The sequence below is a fragment of the Pandoraea sp. SD6-2 genome (genome assembly GCF_000389825.1).
Taxonomy (GTDB): domain Bacteria; phylum Pseudomonadota; class Gammaproteobacteria; order Burkholderiales; family Burkholderiaceae; genus Pandoraea; species Pandoraea communis.
Map to the genome: position 1 here is coordinate 68685 of NZ_KB944439.1, position 17970 is coordinate 86654.

Genomic DNA, 17970 nt, shown 5'->3' on the forward strand with positions numbered 1-17970 from the left:
TAGTCAAAGTCGCGTTGATCTGCGAGAATCGGACTTCGAAATAATTCGTAATATTTCGTGCGGCCTGGCAGCGGTGGTGAACGCCGTCGCCCACGAAAGTGCAGTGCGTGCAGTCGATGACCTTCTTCTCAAAGTGAACGACCCGAACCTATGCACTCCGTGACCCTGAATGCCGTGCGCGATACCCTTATCCATCCGCCGGACAGCAGCGCGGCGCAGCCGATCAGCCGTCAGGCGCTGCATCATGCCGTGATGGATCGTTTGCGCAAGATGATTACCGAAGGAGCGTTGTTGCCGGGGGCTCATCTGAACGAGCGCGCTTTGTGCGAGCAGCTCGGTGTATCGCGTACGCCGCTGCGCGAGGCGCTCAAGATGCTCGCCGTCGAACGGCTGATCGAATTGTTGCCGAATCGCGGCGCGCGCGTTGTGACGCTGTCGGTCAGCGATATCGCCGACGCGTTCGAATTGCTCAGCGGTCTCGAAGCGCTGGCGGGCGAATTGGCCTGCGAGCGTATCACCCAAGCCGAAATCGACGAGATTCAGGCGTTGCATTGCGCGATGGACGCGTGTCACGCGAACGGCGATCTGTCCGGCTATTTCGACTGCAATCAGCGAATTCACGACCATATCAATGCGGCCGCCCGCAACCCCGCGCTCACACACATGTACCAATCGGTCAATCAGCGCCTGCAAGCTCTGCGATTCCGATCGAATCTGCACGCGGGCAAATGGGAGCAGGCCGTCGACGAGCATGTGGCGATGCTGCGCGCTTTGCATCGGCGCGACGGTGCCGCATTGGGACGACTGCTGCGCGCTCACCTGATGGTCAAGTGCGCGACGGTACTCGCCAGCATGCGAGCCGCCGCGTAACCCACAAGCGGCACAAGCGGTACAAGTGCGCCCCCGATACGCGCGCGCGGACGTTGCACGCCACCCGTTCAGGCCGCGCGGCTCATACTCACCAGCCCTTCGTTGAGCATCGCCGCCACGTAGGCGTCGGTCTTGCTGCGCAGGTGCGCCTCCATCAGCGAGCGCAATCGCTTGCCATCGCGTCGACGCAGTAGCGCAAGCATTTCCGCGTGTTCGTCGACCGCCTGACGCCAGCGCTCGGGGGTGGGCGTGAGCCGTTCGCGTACATACCGCAGACGGGCATTGAGATTGTGGAAGTACTCGGCCAGCGGGCCGTTGTCCGCCATGCGAAGAATGCTCAGGTGGATCTGCTGGTTCAGCGCAAAGTAGGCCGCGTGATCGGCACGCGCGTATGCCGATTCCATCTCATTCTGTAGCCGCGCCAATGCGTCGAGATCGGCGTCCGACGCTTTCTCGCACGCCTGCTCTCCCGAGAGTCCTTCGAGCACCGCCATCACGGCGAGCAGATTCACCACTTCATCGACGCTCACGCGTGCCACGCGCGCCCGGCGCGTGTCCGAAATCTCCACCAGCCCTTCGTTCGCCAGCCGCTTGAGCGCTTCGCGCAACGGTGTGCGAGAGACGGCCAGTGCTTCGCAGAGGGCGCGTTCCGAGAGCGGCGCGCCGGGGCGCAAGTCACCGCGCACGATGCGTGCCTTGAGGGCTTCGTATGCGGTGGCGTTCAGCGAGGCGGACGTGCTCATGCGTTATGGGCCATAAATTGGAATGCCAATTGTGATGAGGATGTGCTAGATCGTCAATCGGAAATCTCCATTTTTTGCATGTTAACCCTGATTATTTGCTTTTCCGCTTGCCAACTATCCGACGAGGAATCTATCGTTTACCAAAAATTGGTATACCAAAAATCGAAGCCGGCCGACATTGGGTACGTGCCGGTATGTGAAGGAGGCAATGTGACATCGACCGTTCTGACCGAGCGACACGGCGCAGTTGCGCGGGTCACGCTCAATCGTCCAGAGAAGCTCAATGCGTTGACCAAGCCGATGTGGCAGGCATTGGGCGATACGATTCTGACCTTGTCCGAGACACCCGGCGTGCGCTGCATCGTGCTGCGCGGCGCGGGGGAGAAATCGTTTGCGCCGGGAAACGACATTGCGGAGTTCGAAACGGATCGGGCCAACGTCGAGCAGGCGCGCGCGTATGGCGCGCTCATGCATCGCACGCTCGACGCGCTGGTCAATTGCCCGGTGCCGCTTGTCGCGATGATTCATGGCATTTGCGTTGGCGGCGGTATGGAAATTGCCGCTGCCTGCGATGTGCGTATTTGCGGGGAGTCGAGCCGTTTCGGCGCACCGATCAATAAGTTGGGGCTGGTGATGGCGCACGCGGAACTCTCGGGGTTGGTGCGGCTGCTCGGCCCGGCACGCGCGCTGGAGATCCTGCTCGAAGGCCGGATCTTCGATGCGCAAGAGGCGTTGCGTATCGGTCTCGTCAGCCGTGTGGCGGCGGACGCCGAGGTGACACGCGAAGCGCTAGCAAGTGCGCAGCGCATCGCTGCCGGAGCGCCTCTGGTCGCGCGCTGGCACAAGCGTTTCGTGCGTGAACTGGCGAGCGGTCAGCCGCTCACGCCGGCGCAGATCGATGAGGGTTTCGCGTGCTTCGGCACGGCCGACTTCCAGACGGGCTATCGTGCTTTTCTCGCGAAGACGGCCCCCGTGTTCGAGGGGCGCTGAGATGACCTGTTCCGAGCAGCGGGCCGGCGGGCCGTTACAGGGCGTCAAGGTCATTGAACTGTCGCACATCATGTCGGGCCCGGTGTGCGGCATGATGCTCGCGGACATGGGCGCGGACGTCATCAAGGTCGAGAAGATGGAAGGCGACGACGCGCGTCGATTCGCACCGATCTTGCCGCACGGCGAGTCGGCCTCGTTCATGATGCTCAATCGCAACAAGCGCGGCATTGCGCTCAATCTCAAGACGGAGGGCGGTAAGGCGGTACTGCGCAAGATGCTCGCCAGCGCCGATGTCGTCACCGAAAACTACCGTAAAGGGACGATGGAAAAGCTCGGCCTTGGCTATGAGACGCTGCGCGAGGCCAACCCGGGCCTCATCTATTGCGCCATTTCCGGCTATGGCCGCACTGGCCCGTATGCGGACAAGGGCGGCTTCGATCTGATTGCGCAGGGGCTCTCCGGCCTGATGAGTGTGACAGGCGAACCGGGGCAGGCGCCGATCAAGGCGGGCTCGCCGATTGCCGACATCAACGCGGGCATTCTGGCGGCGCTCGGCATCTCGGCAGCCTACGCGCATCGACTGCGCACCGGGCAAGGGCAGATCGTCGATACGTCGTTGCTAGAGGCCGGTTTTCAGCAAATGTACTGGGCTGCGGCCAACTTTTTCGCGAGCGGTGAGAATCCGCCGAAGCTCGGTTCTGCGAATCCCACGAGCACGCCTTATCAGGCCTTTCGTACGCAAGACGGCTGGATCAACATCGGTGCGGCCAATCAGGCGAACTACGAGCGTCTCCTACTGGTGCTCGACGCCCCCGAGATCGCTAGCGACCCGCGCTTTGCCACCAATGCAGGCCGCACTGCCCACCGCGCGGAACTTGTCGAGCGGCTCACGGGTTATCTGGTGCGCGACACCACGCAGCACTGGGTCGAGCGTCTTGATGCGGTCGGCTTGCCGGTGGGGCCTGTGCTGCCGATCTCCGAGGCGGTGACGCACCCGCAGATTCTGGCGCGTGAGATGGTGGTGGAGACGGTGCATCCGCTTGACGGCCCGACGCGCAGTATCGGTTTGCCGATTCGCTTTTCCGAAACGCCCAAGTGCACGGGCGGTCCCGCGCCCCGGCTTGGCGAACACACTTGCGAGGTGTTGGGCGAGTACGGTTTCGATGCGCAACAGGTTCACGACCTGATCACACAGGGGGCGGTGCATGCGTTGGAGGAGGTGGCACGAGCGGGCGCATGACGTATGGGGTGCGCTTGCGATGCGGATTCTCCGCGTCTTCGCAAATTGTGTAGAACTTCCCTCCCGGTGGCCGCATGCCGACGAGGCGCGTACCATAGGGCTTCACGCGCTCGCGTTCCCCGGCGCAAGCCGGGGGCACCGTTCCTCCCCTGTTCGCGAGGTGAGCATGCCGGCACGTATTGAAGATTACGCAATGATTGGCGACTGCCGCAGCGCCGCGCTGGTTGCGCGCGACGGCTCGATAGACTGGCTTTGCTGGCCATATTTCGATTCCCCTGCCTGCTTCGCTGCGCTCCTGGGCGGCCCCGAGCACGGCCGATGGAAGCTCGCTCCCGATGATCCCCACGCCACGTGTACACGGCGCTATCACGACGACACGCTGATTCTCGAGACCCGTTTCGAGACGGTGGAAGGTTGCGTTGCCGTGATCGACTTCATGCCGTTGCGCGACGGCGCCGCCGATCTGGTGCGGCTGGTCAAGGGCATACACGGCACCGTTTCGATGTCGATGGAACTGATCCTGCGTTTTGACTATGGTGCGTCGGTGCCGTGGGCGCGAGCGCTCGATGCCGACGATTCGACCGGGCCGGGCATGCGGCTCATTGCGGGCCCCGACAAGGTGGTCGTGCGCACGCCGGTGGCGATTCAGGATGTGCCGGGCAGTCTGCGCGCGCGATTCGACGTGAAGGCGGGCGACACCGTGCCGTTCGTGCTCTCCCGCGTGCCGTCGCATCATGCCGACCCGCGCGAGATCGATCCGCTCGTGGCGCTGGCCGATACCGAGCGCTATTGGCGCACGTGGGCCAACCGCTGTCAGCTTGACGGCCGCTGGACCGAAGCGATTCGCCGGTCGCTCATCGTGCTCAAGGCCCTCACGTTCGTACCGACGGGCGGCGTGGTCGCAGCGCCCACCACATCGCTTCCCGAGCAACTCGGGGGCGAACGTAACTGGGACTATCGCTATTGCTGGTTGCGAGACGCTACGCTCACCCTGCAAGCGCTCATGCTCGGTGGCTATTACACCGAGGCGAGCGACTGGAGTCACTGGCTGGTGCGCGCCGTGGCAGGCGCGCCATCGCAGGTGCAGATCATGTATGGCCTCTCGGGCGAGCGACGGCTTCCCGAATGGGAAATCGACTGGCTGCCGGGCTACGAAGGGGCGAAGCCCGTGCGCGTGGGCAATGGGGCGGTCGGACAATTGCAACTCGACGTTTATGGCGAGGTGATGGATGCCTTGCATCAGGCGCGTCTGGGCGGCCTGGAGCCGGACGATGCCACGTGGGAGGTGCAGACGAAGCTGGTCGCCCATCTCGAGACCGTCTGGCGCAAGCCGGACGAGGGCATCTGGGAGGTGCGCGGTGGACGTCAGCACTTCACGTATTCGAAGGTGATGGCCTGGGTGGCGTTCGATCGCGCGATCAAGTCGGCCGAGCGCTTCGGATTGCCGGGGCCGGTCGATCACTGGCGGCACCTGTGCAGGGAGATTCATGCGGACGTCTGCGCGCACGGCTTCGACAAGGTGCGTAATGCGTTCATGCAGGCCTACGGTTCGACGGAGATGGATGCGAGCGCGCTGATGATTCCGCTGTCGGGTTTCCTGCCGGCGGACGACCCTCGCGTCATCGGCACGATCGAAGCGGTCGAGCGCGAACTCATGCATGACGGACTGGTGCAGCGCTATCGTACGAACCGCGTCGCCGATGGCTTGCCGGCGGGCGAGGGCGCATTCCTCGCATGCAGCTTCTGGATGGTCGATTGTCTGGTGATGATCGGCCGTCACGCCGACGCCCGGAAGTTGTTCGAGCGATTGCTGTCGTTGCGCAACGACGTTGGCCTGCTGGCCGAAGAGTACGACACGCATCACGGGCGTCAGGTCGGCAACTTCCCGCAGGCGTTTTCGCACATCGCGCTCGTGCACGCGGCGATCCGTCTGGAAGCGCTTGCCGACGACGATCGGGCAGACGATGCGACGGACGAAGGTGCCGACGAAGACGAGGCACGCTTCGAGCATGTGGGGTATCGGGCGATCAGGGCCTGACGGGCGAGGAGAGCGCCACGCAGACTGGCAACGCGGTGAGCAGCGGTGCAGACGCGGGCGGCAGTGGCAACCCCATCGTCGCCGGGACGATCAAGAACCTCAAGGCGATGCTGGCGAAAGTCATGGCGCAGCTCGACGCCGTGCGCAACAACAATCGGCTCCCGCCGGAAGAGAAACTCCAGCAGACGACGGCGTTGTCCGCGAAGGCGATGTCGATTCAGGCGCAGATTATCTCGCTGATGAACCCGACCAAGACGAGCGGCACGCGCGTCAATACGACGGCCTGAGACGCTCTGCCGTGACCGCTGATGCAAGATTCGCATCAGTCGGCGAGGCCAGGCGCGCTAGAATTCGGCTTTCGTTTGATTCTTCATCGCGGCATGCCCAGCCGTCATGCCTCGTCAAGGCGCGCATGAAGCAAGACAAGACTCTCACCGCCCTGCTATGGATCGTCGCGGCGGGCTTTTTCATGCAGGCGCTGGACACGACCATCGTCAACACGGCGCTGCCCGCGATGGCGGCGAGCCTTGGCGAGAACCCGTTGCGCATGCAGCCGGTGGTGGTCTCCTACTCGCTGACGATGGCCCTGCTGACCCCCGCGTCCGGTTGGCTGGCGGACCGGTTCGGCACGCGCCGTGTCTATTTCGTTGCGATTGTGCTGTTCGTCCTCGGCTCGATTTGCTGTGCGATGGCGCACACGCTGCCGCAGTTGGTGGTCGCGCGCGTGCTGCAGGGCGCGGGCGGCTCGATGCTGTTGCCGATCGGGCGTCTCGCCGTGCTGCGCACTTTTCCGGCCGGCGAATATCTGGCGGCGCTGGCCTTCGTGTCGATTGCGGGGCAGGTGGGGCCGATGATCGGCCCGGTGCTGGGCGGCTGGTTGGTGCAAGTCGCTTCATGGCACTGGATATTTCTCATCAACGTGCCGATCGGCGTCGTCGGCAGTCTGGCGGTACGGCGTTACCTGCCACATCCCACGCAAGACGAAGTGATCGACACGGGTTTCGACTGGATCGGATTCGTTTTGCTCTCGGTCTCGATGGTGTCGTTCACGCTGGCGCTCGATCATCCGTTCTCCGATACGGGGTGGGGGGTGTCGTTAGGGCTGGCACTGCTTTGCATCGTCACCACGCTGGGGTACTGGCCGTATGCCCGGCGTCGTGCCGCTCCGCTATTCCCGCTTGAACTCTTCGAGACGCGCAGTTTCAGTCTGGGCCTGCTGGGCAATCTCGTCGCCCGTATCGGCAGCAGCGCGGTGCCGTTCCTGTTGCCGCTGCTGCTTCAGGTGGCCATGGGCTACAGCCCGCTCGCCTCGGGGCTGATGCTGCTGCCGATCGCGCTTGCCGGGGTGGTGGTCAAGCGCATGGTGACGCCGCTGGTGTTGCGCCACGGCTACACGCGCTTTCTGATGGTCAATACGGCCGTCGTCGGGGGCTCGATCGCCAGTTTTGCGCTGTTCGGCCCGGGCTGGCCGATGTGGATTGGATTGCTGCAGTTGGCGGTATTCGGCGGCGCGAACTCGATGCAGTTCGCCGCGATGAACAGCGTTACGCTCAAGGATCTCGGCACACGTCGTGCCAGTGCAGGTAACGGTTTGTTCTCGATGGCGCAGATGCTGGCGCTGGGGTTGGGGGTGACCATTGGTGGTCAGTTGCTGGCGCTGTTCGGTCATCTGGCCGGGCAGGCGGGCGAGGTGGGCATGGGCGGCACGGTGACGGGCTTTCGCCTGACGTTCGTGTGCGTCGGCCTGATTACGCTTGCTTCGGCGCTAGTGTTCCGCCGCGTGGCAGATCCGGCCGCAGTCGCTGGCGGTGGCGAGACGCAACCCGCGTCTGCCACCGATCTCAAACGCTAAGCGCGCGGCTTACTTCTTCACCAACGCACACTTCGACTCGGCCAACGGGGCAAACGCCTTGTCGGCCGGAATTGTCTCCAGAATCTTGTACAGATCCCATTCCGACTTCGATTCGGCCGGCGTTTTGACCTGCACCAACAGCATGTCGTGCACCAGTTTGCCGTCTGCGCGAATCTGACCGTTGCGGATCACCGGGTCGTCGATCTTCATCGACTTGAGCTTGGCCATGACGGCATCAGCCTCGTCTGTGCCCGCCGCCTGCACCGCCTTCAGATAGTTCAGCACCGCCGAATAGACGGCCGCCTGCATCATCGTGGGCATCTTCTTGTGCTGTGCGTAGAAGCGCTGGGCGAACGCCCGTGAGCGGTCGTCCTGATCCCAATAGAAGCCGTTGGTGAGAATCATGCCCTGCGCATTCTTCAGACCCATGCCATGGACTTCCGTAATCAACGACAGCAACGGCGTGAAGACCTGTTTGCCACCCTGAATGATGTTGAACTGCGAGGCCTGCTTGACAGTGTTGAGCGTGTCGGTGCCCGAGTTCGCCAACGCAATGACCTGTGCGCCGGATGTTTGCGCTCGCAGCAGATACGACGACAGATCGGGCGAGTTCACCGGGTGTTTCACCGAGCCCACAACCTTGCCGCCCTGACGCGTGAGAATCTCGCTGGCGTCTTTCTCCAACGCCTGACCGAAAGCATAGTCGGCAGTGATGAAGTACCACGACTTGAGGCCGCGACGCAGCAGCGCCTGCGAGGTCGAATTCGCGAGCGCATAGGTGTCGTACATCCATTGCACACTGTGCGCCGTGCATTGCTCGTTGCTGATGGCGGACGAACCCGCTCCGGTCACAAGCGCGATCTTCTTCTTCTCGTCAGCGATGCGATCGACCGCAAGGGCGACGTTCGAGAACGTCAGGTCGGTAATCATGTCGACTTTGCCCCGGTCGTACCACTCGCGCGCAATGGTGGCGCCAGTGTCAGTCTTGCCCTGCGAATCCGCAGAGACCAACTCGATCGGCGCACCAAGCACCTTGTGATCCCGCGAGAAGTCGTCGATTGCCATGGTGGCAGCAAGCACACTGCCTTTGCCCGCGTTGTCGCTCGACACGCCGGACAGATCAGTCAGTACACCGATCTTCACTACACCATCCGAAATGCCGCCGGTCGGCGCGGCATGGGCGGTGGTGACGGCGTAGCCAAGCGCCGTGAGGGCGACGGATGCGGCGACGGCTATCGTGCGGCGCAAGTGGCCGGTGAGGCTGGGCATGTCTTTGTCTCCAATGTTCAAGTGATGACGCCTCGTCGGCCGCCCTCTCTTTTGGATGACTGACGCCGCAAGGCCTCGAACATATTAAACATTTCGTAATCGATTGCGCAATCCGTAATGCTGGCCGGGCGTATCGGGATTTTCCTGACCTTTCGCATTTCTGCTAGACGGCGTATGCGCCGACGTTATGCGCGGTTCACGACGCGTCGTCACGCCCCAACGACGGACCGGAGCCCCTTTCCGCCTCTCAGACATAAACCCAACTCGCTGCAGAAAGGGGCCCCGATCCGTCTCTCCCGATTCCCTTCGCTCCTCGTCCTCCCCGCTGCCTGCCGCAGCGGTGAGGACTCGCTCGACAGTTCGTCGCTGCAACTGGCCACGCACGTTCAATGGCAGCGAACAATAGCAGAGCGTCAAAACCGATGGTTCACCCGTACGTAGGCAGATATTGCCGACGCATGGCTCGTGTTGATCAGCGCGTCTACACCCAGCGACACCGCGGTCGCCTTCGAGGCCTGCAGACTCACGCTGGCTCCCGTGGTCAGGAATGAACGTGGCAGATCGGTGCCCGGCGCAATAAACACGGTGCCATCCTGGCTCTGCACCTGCACGACGCGACCTCCGCCCAGCACTTCGCGCGCATACCCGAGGCGCAATTGCATATTGACGGGGCGCGCCGTATCGCCAAACGCTTTGTCAAGGGTTATACCCACGTACGGCTGCAAGCTGCGGACGTTGTCCGCACCCACTTGCAGATTCTGGCCGCTGGCTCCGTCTTCTGTGAAGCGATTGCCGTGTACGTAGGAGTAGCGCAGCCCGATATGCGGCGCAAGCGTGAAGCCGGCCACCTGCATCGGCAGGCTGGCCTGCGTGGCAGCCGTAAATTCCTGGCCGATGTGGTCACCCTCTGCGGTACCGATGCCAACGAACGAACGCTTCTGCGAGAGGAAGTTGAGCCCGTAGCCCAGCGTGCCCGATACGTTGACCGCGCCCATCGGCTGGCTACCGTAGAGTGCCAGGCGCAGCGTGTCGATGGCGCCCGACGCGCCCGTGCCATCTTCGCCGAGCGTGGTGTGAGTGTAGCCGCTGGCCGCACCCACCATGGCGGTGCCAAGCTGACGGTCCGCACCAGCCAGGAAGCCGTATTCGTGCGTCAGGAAGCCCGGTGCGCTGCCCGTGCCTCCTACCTTCGTGCTGGTGCCTGTGGCGGTGATCCACGCATCGGTCGATGTGGCCAGGTCCGATTGCAGGTTGCCCAATCGTCCCAGCAGTGCCGCGTTGGCCCCCTGGGCCTGCAGGAGAGCTGTCGTGCCGACGGCGGTGTAGATCGACGTGTTGGTCGGCGCCACCACCAACGGATCAGCCGCCGAGCCGGCTGCCGCCGCCAGCGTCAGGTCCACCGCATTGGCGCCGTAGTTGACGGACGACTGCAGCGTACCCAGATTGGCGCCCGCCGTGGTGGTGTTGGTGACGGCGCTAAAACGGCCCGTCACGCCATTGGTGGCGGTGAGCAGCGTGTACTGGCGTGCCGTATACGTGCCCGGATCGTACACGATGGCCAGCGTACCACCGAGCGTCGCCGAGCCACCCACATGCAGTTGCGAACCTTGTGTCGGGCTGACCTCGATCGACAGCGTGCCGGTGGCCGCCTGCACGTAATTGCCGTTCACGGTCAGCGTGCCGATGGAGCCGCCGGGCGCCACCGTCCCGCTGTTGTTCACGTTGCCCAACACCGTGCCATGGCCGCGCAGCGTTCCTCGCGTGCTCACCTGCACGTTGCCGCCCAGCACTGCGCCGGCGCTGGCCGCATCGCCCACGGCGACGGTTCCGCCCGATACCGTCGTGGTGCCGGTGAACGCGCTGCTGATGCCGTTGAGCGTGAGTGTGCCAGTGCCCTGTTTCACCAGGCCGCCGCTGCCGGTCAGGCTGCCGCCGAAAGTCTGCGACGTGTTGTCCGTCAGCGTAAGCGTGTTGGCCCCGAGCGCCAGTTGACTGCCCGATACACCGGAGAGGTGCGCCAGCGACTGGTTGCCGCCGGCCGACAACGCCAGTACCGCGTTCGACCCGGCCAATGCCACCGTCGCTGCCTGGGAGAGGCTGCCCACGCCGGACAAGACCAGGGTGCCCGCATTGACCGTCGTGGCGCCAGTGTAGACGTTCGCCCCCGACAGTGTTTGTGTCCCGCCGTTGAGCGTGAGCCCGCCCGTGCCGGCCATGCTACCGCTGAACGTGCCGCTGGCGTTGGTGAGCGTTAACGTTTGGCCCCCTAGCCTGACGGTGCCGGTGCCGGACAACGTCGTCACTGTCGTGCCTCCCTCGGTGCCGGAAATATCGAACGTGCCGTTGTTGATTAGGCCGCCGGAATTGGCAATGCTGCCCGAACCGCTCAACGCCAGCGTGCCGCCGCTGATCGTGGTGCTGCCGGTATAGCCACTTGCGCCGGCCAGCGTCTGGGTGCCGGTTCCCGCTAGCGTCACGCCACCCGTGCCGTTGATCGCGCCGCTGAATGTGGCGTTGCCAGTGTTATTGACGGTGAGCGTATGGCTGCCGAGGTTCACATTCGAGCCTGCCGCACCGGCTAGCGCGCCGATGGTTTGCGCGCCGGCCGCGCTGATATCGAACTGTGTGCCCGCGTTCGCAAGGTTGATCCTGCCGGTCGAGGCCAGGCTGCCGCCCGCGCCGAGCGCCAGCGTGCCATTGCTGATGGTCGTGTCGCCGGTGTAGGTGCTGGTGCCCGTCAACGTGAGCGTACCGGCCCCCGCTTTTGTCAGGCCGCCCACCCCGCCAATGCCGCTGGCCAGTGCGATGTTGTTGCCGTTGGTGTCGAGCGTGCCGCCGTTTATGCCCAGCGCACTGAGGCGGCTGGAAATATCCGTGGTATTTCCCACGGCCCATTGCAGGCCGCCGCCGTTCAATGTGACGCTGCCCGTGCCGAGATTGCCGCCGTTGCTGAAATTGATCAGGCCGGCGTTGACGGCCGTGCCGCCTGAGTACGAATTTGCACCGGTCAGAAAGGTCGTGCCGCTGCCGTTCTGTACCACCTTGCCTGTGCCAGCGATGGCAGTGGAAAACGTGTACGAGGTGTCGGACTGATTGAAATTGATGGCGCCGAGATTACTGATACTGCCCGCCAGCCCGGTGACCGTGCCCGCGCTCGTGCCGTTGGCCGTGGCGTTGCCGATGTTGAGCGCGCCGTTACTTCCGATGGTGAAGGTGGCGCCGCTCAGGTTCAGCGAGCTGCCATTGCCCAGATTGAGCACACCGGCACCGCCAGCACCGCCGTTGCCAGAGCACCCGCAGTTGCCGCCCGTGCCACCCAGGCCGCCAATGAAGAGCTGACTACCCACCGTGACGACCGCCCCGCCGGTGAGTGTGAGCGTTCCGCTGCCGCCATCGCCACCGTTGCCGCCCCGCGTGCTGCCGGCTCCGCCCGAACCGCCGCCACCGCCGGCTCCCCCGACCAGCAGCGTGTTGACAACGTTCAGCGTCGCCCCGTTCAGGTCGAGAGTTCCCGCCCCTCCGGCGCCACCGTTGATGCCACCGAGATTGCCGCCGTCCCCGCCGCCCCCGGCACCCCCGATCCCCACGTAATCGTAAGTCGCCAGGAGTCCGCTGCTGCCGTTGGCCGGGCTGGCAATTACCTGTGTTGGGTCCGGAACCCCGCTGGCGCCGCCGCTACCGGGCAAGAAAAAGTCGGCGCCCCCGTTGCCGCCGCGCACGCGCCCCGCGCCGCCATCGCCACCGCCCACGCCCTCTGTGCCGATGAGGAGCACTTCGGCCGCACGCGCAAGCGGCGCCGTCAATCCTAGCGACAGGGCCATCGCAGCACTTACCGCAACGTGCCGGCCGCGCTGGCGGGGCCCTCCCGTGCGGGTACCCTTTGCATGTGACACCGCCAATTCCGATACGGCCTGCCACACCCTCGCCGTCGCATTCCAGACCACCCGGTAAGTGCGATTCATCCCGTCAACCCTCATGATTTTTTGTGGATCGAGTCTACATAGCCGTAGCCGCGATGCTTGGCATGCTGATCGCGGCGTCCGCACAGGGCGGCCATATGACGTTCAGCACTCGAAAACAAGCAAATGTAAAATTTGTCGCAGCGATATTCCATTACCCGGAAGAGTAGTCATGCACACCGACCCGACCTTGTTGCAGGAAATCGTCCGCCTTTACGAAGCTGAGGCTGACTTGCTGACGCTGCCTGCCATCCTGTTTGAGGGGGTGGTGCGGCTGACCAACGCTGACGTGGTCACCTTGACAGAGGTTCACCATCGCACCGGCGAACTGCGTGCGCTGGTGTCGGTGGAAGACGATCCGGCCCGGCGCCAGGCGGCGTTCCAGGCTTACGCACGGCACGCGCCCAGTCACCCGTTCTGGCAGAAAGACCCGGCGTTCTTTGGCGAGCGCGCGGTGCGTGAGTCGGATGTCTTTACGGATGACGAATTCATGACGCTTCCGATGGCGCAGGAAGTGTTTTTGCCGTCCAACGCGCGCCGCATCATGGGCTTGGTGATGCTGCAGGAGGAGTACTTTTTGGAGCTCAGCGCGCACCGCTTCGTCGGCCGGCCCGCCTATAGCGATGCCGAACGCGATCGGCTCCAGGCCTTTCGCCCGCACGTGCTGCGGACATATCGCCAGGCCCAGCAGCGCACGATTGACAAGCTCCCGCCGGCGGATCGGCTGGGCTATGCGTTTCCCGAGTTGACACAGCGACAGGTGGAAGTGGCGGTGTGGGTGGCGCAAGGCAACTCGAACGAAGCCATTGCCGCCGCCATGAACATCAGCCTGGATACGGTCAAGGCGCACCTGAAAGCCATCTTCAGCAAGATCGGCACAGACAGCCGCCTCGCGCTGGCCAAACTCGTGCATACCGTGCCGCCGTTCTCGCAGATGCCGCCGCTGTGGAAACTTCCGTTGGAAACTTGGGGCACACAAACGTCGCCCGTTAGCCAATCCGTTTGATTCGGGCGCCAAGAAAAAGCGAGAAACACGGAAGGTCGACCCGGCGCCGATTCCTACATCGTGACCGTGGTGTCCTGCGGCCTCGAACAACTGGATCTGGGGGCGCTGTTTGGCATCGTTGGTCGGCATGGCGCCAACCTTGCCGGGCCATCGTCAGGTTGCGCGCGACATACGTCCCGGCTTGGTCGGGCCGGTCTTGCTCAGGGGCAGGACCGGCCGTTTTTTGAGAAAGCGGGTGAGCGCGCTCAGCCCTGGCAGCGAGGCGTTGCGCCCTGCGCGCTGGTGGCAATGGCGTTGCCGATGCCTTCCACCAGACGGTCGACCAGCCGGCGTTGTGCGGCAACCACTTCGGCAACCCCACCCGAGGCAGGCTCCGTGCCCGCAAAGCGGCAGGTCAGCATCATGTCGCCCGGCACCCGGCGAACGCTCCAGACCGCGGTGAGCGCAGCCTGTTCACCCGGCGTGGACTCAAAACGCTGGACCGACGTCGACACCCGATACACGGCGAGCGCATCGGCACGGGGCAACCCATATACGTCCATGGCACCGAGACGCTGCGTGAGGCCGCGTGAGATCGTCGACGTCAACTCGTTCTTGAGCGGCGCGGCCCAGCGAGATTCCTCGAGAATATCGACGCGGCCACCACCGCGGGTAACGACGATTTGCGGCCGGTCAACCTGGTCGGGCACGGCTACCGGAGAGATTTCGATGGCGTAAGGCGTTGCCGGCGCGTTGGCGCTGGCCGCGGCGGCGGGGCCGGTGGCATCGGTCAGCGTGTAGAAGCTCGACGGCGGTGATGCACAACTGGCGAGCATCAACGTGAGGGCGGCTAGTGCGGCACCGGCCATCGGCGTCGCACGGCGGCGCGGGCTGCGGTTCATCTCAATGGGCCTCGTCATGGTTGCGGATCCTTCGGTTTGCCGCGCAGCAACGCCTCGGGGTGCTGCTGCAGATAGTCGGCGAGCGTGTTGAGCGAACGCAGGGTCTTGGTGAGTTCCTGCATGGCCTGACGAACGTCTTGTTGCACCGGGGCGTCTTCGGAGAGCGTGCGCTCGGCAGCGCCGAAGCTCTTCTTCGCCTCGCCGAGCGTCGCCTTTGCCTCGGGCGCGATCTCGCCGTCGAGCTGGCGGAACAGGCCCTGCGCACTGTCGAGTGTCTTGTCGAGCTTGCGCAGCGACGAGTCGAGGCTCTGCCCGATGCTGTCGAACGGAATCTTGTCGAGCTTGCTCGCAATATCGGCGATCTGCAGCTGCAACTGGTCGAGCGTGTTGGGCACGGTCGGCATGATCACCACGTCGTCGACATGTTCGGCTTTCGCGGGTTTCGCGTTCGGGAAGAAGTCGAGCGCCACATACAACTGACCGGTCAGCAGATTGCCGGTGCGCAACTGGCCACGCAGGCCACGCGCCACGAGCGCATCCAGAATCTGATGGCGGACGGCTTCAGTAGGCTCTTCGTTGTTTTTCGGGTCGCGGCGGCGCAGACGGTCGGGATAGACCTGCACCGTCACCGGCATACTGATCCGCTTGCTCACCCGGTCGAATTCCACGCCGATCGACGTCACTTCACCCAATGCAATGCCCCGGAAGTCCACCGGCGCACCGACGGACAGACCGCGCAACGACTGCTGGAAACGGAACACGACCGTGACCGGATGTGTGTCCGGCGCCTTCATCGCCGTGGTTTCATCCGGCGCCAAACGGAATTCCTGACCCGGCTTGGCCATCACCCCGGCACCCGAGTCGGCCGGTGCCTGGAAGGCAATGCCGCCAATAACCACGGACGTCAGCGACTGCGTGTTGACCTGGAAACCGCTCGAGTCGAGCCGAAGGTCGATGCCGCTTGCGTGCCAGAAGCGAGTGTTGGAGCCGACGTACTGATCGTAGGGGGCTTGTACGAAGGCGCGCAGTGTCACGCCCTTGCCGTCCTGATCGAGCGAGTAGGCTTCGATCTGTCCGACCTGAATCCGGCGGTAATAGACGGGCGAGCCGATGTCGAGCGAGCCGATGTCTGCGGCATGCAGGATGAACGGCTTGCCAGGCTGGCCGGTGGAGACGACCGGCGGCACTTCGAGACCGGTGAAGTGATTTGAGGTGTCCGCCGATTTGCCCGCGTCGGCGCCAATGTAGGCGCCCGAGAGCAGTGTCGAGAGACCGGAGACGCTGCCCCCCGCCACACGCGGGCGCACGATCCACCAGCGTGAATCCTTGACGGCGAATTTCTTGGCGTTCTTGGTGAGGTCTACGGTGACGCGCACGTGAGACAGATCGTCCGACAGTTCGATGTTCTTGACCGTGCCGATGTCGACGTCTTTGTATTTGACCTTCGTCTTCCCGGCTTCGATGCCTTCGGCCGATTTGAAGTTGATAACGACACTCGGTCCGCGCTCGATGAGTACCTTGGCAACGAGCGACAGGCCAATCAGGGCGGCCACCAGCGGAATCAGCCAGACGAGCGACGGCGCCCAGCGTTTGCGTGGTTCGATGACCGGCATGGGCAGGTCGTTGGCCCCGGACGGCGGCACCGCCTTCGGGTCTTGCGAGTCTTTCGGTTCAGTCATGATCGTCCTGTTCGGAATCGTCGTCTCGGATCTGATCCCAGATCAGGCGAGGGTCGAACTGCATGGAGGCCAGCATCGTGAGCACGACCACCGAGCCGAAGGCCAGGATGCCCGGCCCGGCCTGAATGACAGCCAGCGATTGAATATTCACGAGTGCCACCATCAGTGCGACGACGAAGACATCGAGCATCGACCAGCGGCCGATGAACTCGATCATGTGGTACAGCTTGGTGCGTTGATGCGGATTCCAGCCGGCGCCCCGCTGCGCGGTGAAGCACAGCAGCGAGAGCGCAATGAGCTTGAGCATGGGGACGAGAATGCTCGCGGTGAAGACGACGATGGCCAGATCGTATTCGCCGCTGCTCCAGAAGTAGATCACCCCGCTCATGATGGTGTCACTGGAGTTTCCCAGCAGCGAGCGCGTCTGCATCATGGGCAGTACGTTGGCGGGTATGTACAGGATCGCGGCGGCGATCAGCAAGGCCCAGGTGCGGGCAAGACTGTCGACTTTGCGCTGGTGCAGGACGGCGCCGCAACGCGGGCAGCGCGCCTTCCCGGTCGTTTTGACGGCGCGCGAGAGCTGCCCGCACGCGTCGCATGCCACGAGTCCGGCGTCTTTGGCGGAACGGAATTTCATCGTTGCACCGCCCGCGATTGTGCGGTGCCGGCCGCGTCCGGGGCCGGCGTGTGGTCGATCACGATCCAGAGATTGCGCAGGTCGTACGACAGCACCAGTGCCAGCAGCACGGTGAGCGCCCCGAACGCCCACAGCGCCACGCCAGGCAGCACGCTCGCCATGGCCGAGAGTTTGACCAGTGAAACCAGTACCCCCAGCATGAAGACTTCGATCATGCCCCACGGGCGGCAGAATTCGATGGCACGCATCACATGGAAGACGCCATATGGCTGCCGGCCCAGCGAGAGCGGGGTAAACAGATGCACCAGTGCGAGCAGTTGTAACAAGGGAAACAGCACGGTCGTGGCGAAGACCAGCAGGGCGACGAGCCACATGCCTTCGCGATACAGCGCCCAGGCGGCGCCCACGAGAGTGGTCTCCATATAGATGCCTTGCACCTCGATCTCGACAATGGGGAAGGCGTTCGCGATGGCGAACACGATCAGGCAAGTCAGGGTGAGCGCGAGCACGCGCGACAGGCGCAAATCCGGCGCGCGGTAGAGAACCGAATGGCACCGCGCGCAGCGAGCAGTCTCCTGCGGCGGCAGGTCCAGGCGACGGTGCAGCGTGTCGCAGTTCGGACATGCGATCAGGTTCGTCACGTCGTCTTCTGGGGGCAACGTATCCATTACCGGGGGGCGTGACCAAAGTGACGCACAGAATACCAAATTGGCAAGGAAGTTCCCTCGTAGTCAGGCTCAACGCATGATGCGGCACGATTTGTGCTAAGTCACGGAAAACATGCTGTCTTTGCTCTATACTCGACA

Annotated in this window: 14 protein-coding genes; 7 read left to right on the forward strand and 7 right to left on the reverse strand. The window is 63.8% G+C overall.

The annotated features are described in order from the left end of the window. The first annotated feature begins 150 nt into the window (after positions 1-150). Positions 151-870, forward strand: a complete 720-nt coding sequence (locus C266_RS11365) for a GntR family transcriptional regulator (RefSeq protein WP_010806400.1) — start codon at positions 151-153, stop codon at positions 868-870. Between the two features lie 68 nt (positions 871-938). Here C266_RS11365 and C266_RS11370 read toward each other — a convergent pair whose 3' ends face one another. Next, entirely contained in the window at positions 939-1613 is a 675-nt protein-coding gene (locus tag C266_RS11370; protein WP_010806401.1) for a GntR family transcriptional regulator, read from the reverse strand. Between the two features lie 210 nt (positions 1614-1823). Here C266_RS11370 and C266_RS11375 point away from each other — a divergent pair, with 210 nt between their 5' ends. From C266_RS11375 to mdtD, 5 genes are all read left to right on the forward strand, one after another. Then, positions 1824-2603 carry an enoyl-CoA hydratase/isomerase family protein gene (locus C266_RS11375; RefSeq protein ID WP_036662718.1) on the forward strand — a complete coding sequence of 260 codons (780 nt, stop codon included), beginning with the start codon at positions 1824-1826 and terminating at the stop codon, positions 2601-2603. A gap of 1 nt (position 2604) precedes the next feature. Next, positions 2605-3843: a CaiB/BaiF CoA-transferase family protein gene (locus C266_RS11380; RefSeq protein WP_010806403.1), complete on the forward strand. Its 1239-nt coding sequence runs from the start codon at positions 2605-2607 to the stop codon at positions 3841-3843. Between the two features lie 166 nt (positions 3844-4009). Continuing rightward, positions 4010-5881 carry a glycoside hydrolase family 15 protein gene (locus C266_RS11385; RefSeq protein ID WP_036662660.1) on the forward strand — a complete coding sequence of 624 codons (1872 nt, stop codon included), beginning with the start codon at positions 4010-4012 and terminating at the stop codon, positions 5879-5881. Between the two features lie 35 nt (positions 5882-5916). Next, positions 5917-6168, forward strand: coding sequence for a FlxA-like family protein (locus C266_RS11390; RefSeq protein ID WP_010806405.1), 252 nt, complete (start codon positions 5917-5919; stop codon positions 6166-6168). A gap of 125 nt (positions 6169-6293) precedes the next feature. After that, positions 6294-7733 carry a multidrug transporter subunit MdtD gene (gene mdtD / locus C266_RS11395; protein WP_010806406.1) on the forward strand — a complete coding sequence of 480 codons (1440 nt, stop codon included), beginning with the start codon at positions 6294-6296 and terminating at the stop codon, positions 7731-7733. Between the two features lie 9 nt (positions 7734-7742). Here the strand turns inward: mdtD and C266_RS11400 are convergent, their stop codons facing one another. Next, on the reverse strand, positions 7743-9002 hold the full coding sequence (locus C266_RS11400) for an ABC transporter substrate-binding protein (protein ID WP_010806407.1): 1260 nt from the start codon (positions 9000-9002) through the stop codon (positions 7743-7745). Positions 9003-9415: 413 nt separating this feature from the next. Next, positions 9416-12964: an autotransporter domain-containing protein gene (locus C266_RS11405; RefSeq protein ID WP_036662661.1), complete on the reverse strand. Its 3549-nt coding sequence runs from the start codon at positions 12962-12964 to the stop codon at positions 9416-9418. A gap of 169 nt (positions 12965-13133) precedes the next feature. On the opposite strand from C266_RS11405, the gene C266_RS11410 reads away from it, so the two are divergent. Further along, entirely contained in the window at positions 13134-13967 is an 834-nt protein-coding gene (locus tag C266_RS11410) for a helix-turn-helix transcriptional regulator (protein WP_010806409.1), read from the forward strand. A 245-nt stretch (positions 13968-14212) separates the two neighbouring features. Here C266_RS11410 and C266_RS11415 read toward each other — a convergent pair whose 3' ends face one another. From C266_RS11415 to C266_RS11430, 4 genes are read right to left on the reverse strand one after another with little or no spacing between them, the layout of a single operon-like run. Beyond that, entirely contained in the window at positions 14213-14866 is a 654-nt protein-coding gene (locus tag C266_RS11415) for a membrane integrity-associated transporter subunit PqiC (protein WP_010806410.1), read from the reverse strand. Then, positions 14863-16527 (reverse strand): intermembrane transport protein PqiB, encoded by a 1665-nt coding sequence (locus C266_RS11420; RefSeq protein ID WP_010806411.1) that lies wholly within the window; start codon positions 16525-16527, stop codon positions 14863-14865. Before C266_RS11420 ends, C266_RS11415 begins: the two co-directional genes overlap by 4 nt. Beyond that, positions 16520-17164 carry a paraquat-inducible protein A gene (locus tag C266_RS11425; protein WP_010806412.1) on the reverse strand — a complete coding sequence of 215 codons (645 nt, stop codon included), beginning with the start codon at positions 17162-17164 and terminating at the stop codon, positions 16520-16522. The genes C266_RS11420 and C266_RS11425 overlap by 8 nt, the downstream gene beginning before the upstream one ends. After that, positions 17161-17805: a paraquat-inducible protein A gene (locus tag C266_RS11430; protein ID WP_010806413.1), complete on the reverse strand. Its 645-nt coding sequence runs from the start codon at positions 17803-17805 to the stop codon at positions 17161-17163. Before C266_RS11430 ends, C266_RS11425 begins: the two co-directional genes overlap by 4 nt. Between the last annotated feature and the right edge of the window lie 165 nt (positions 17806-17970).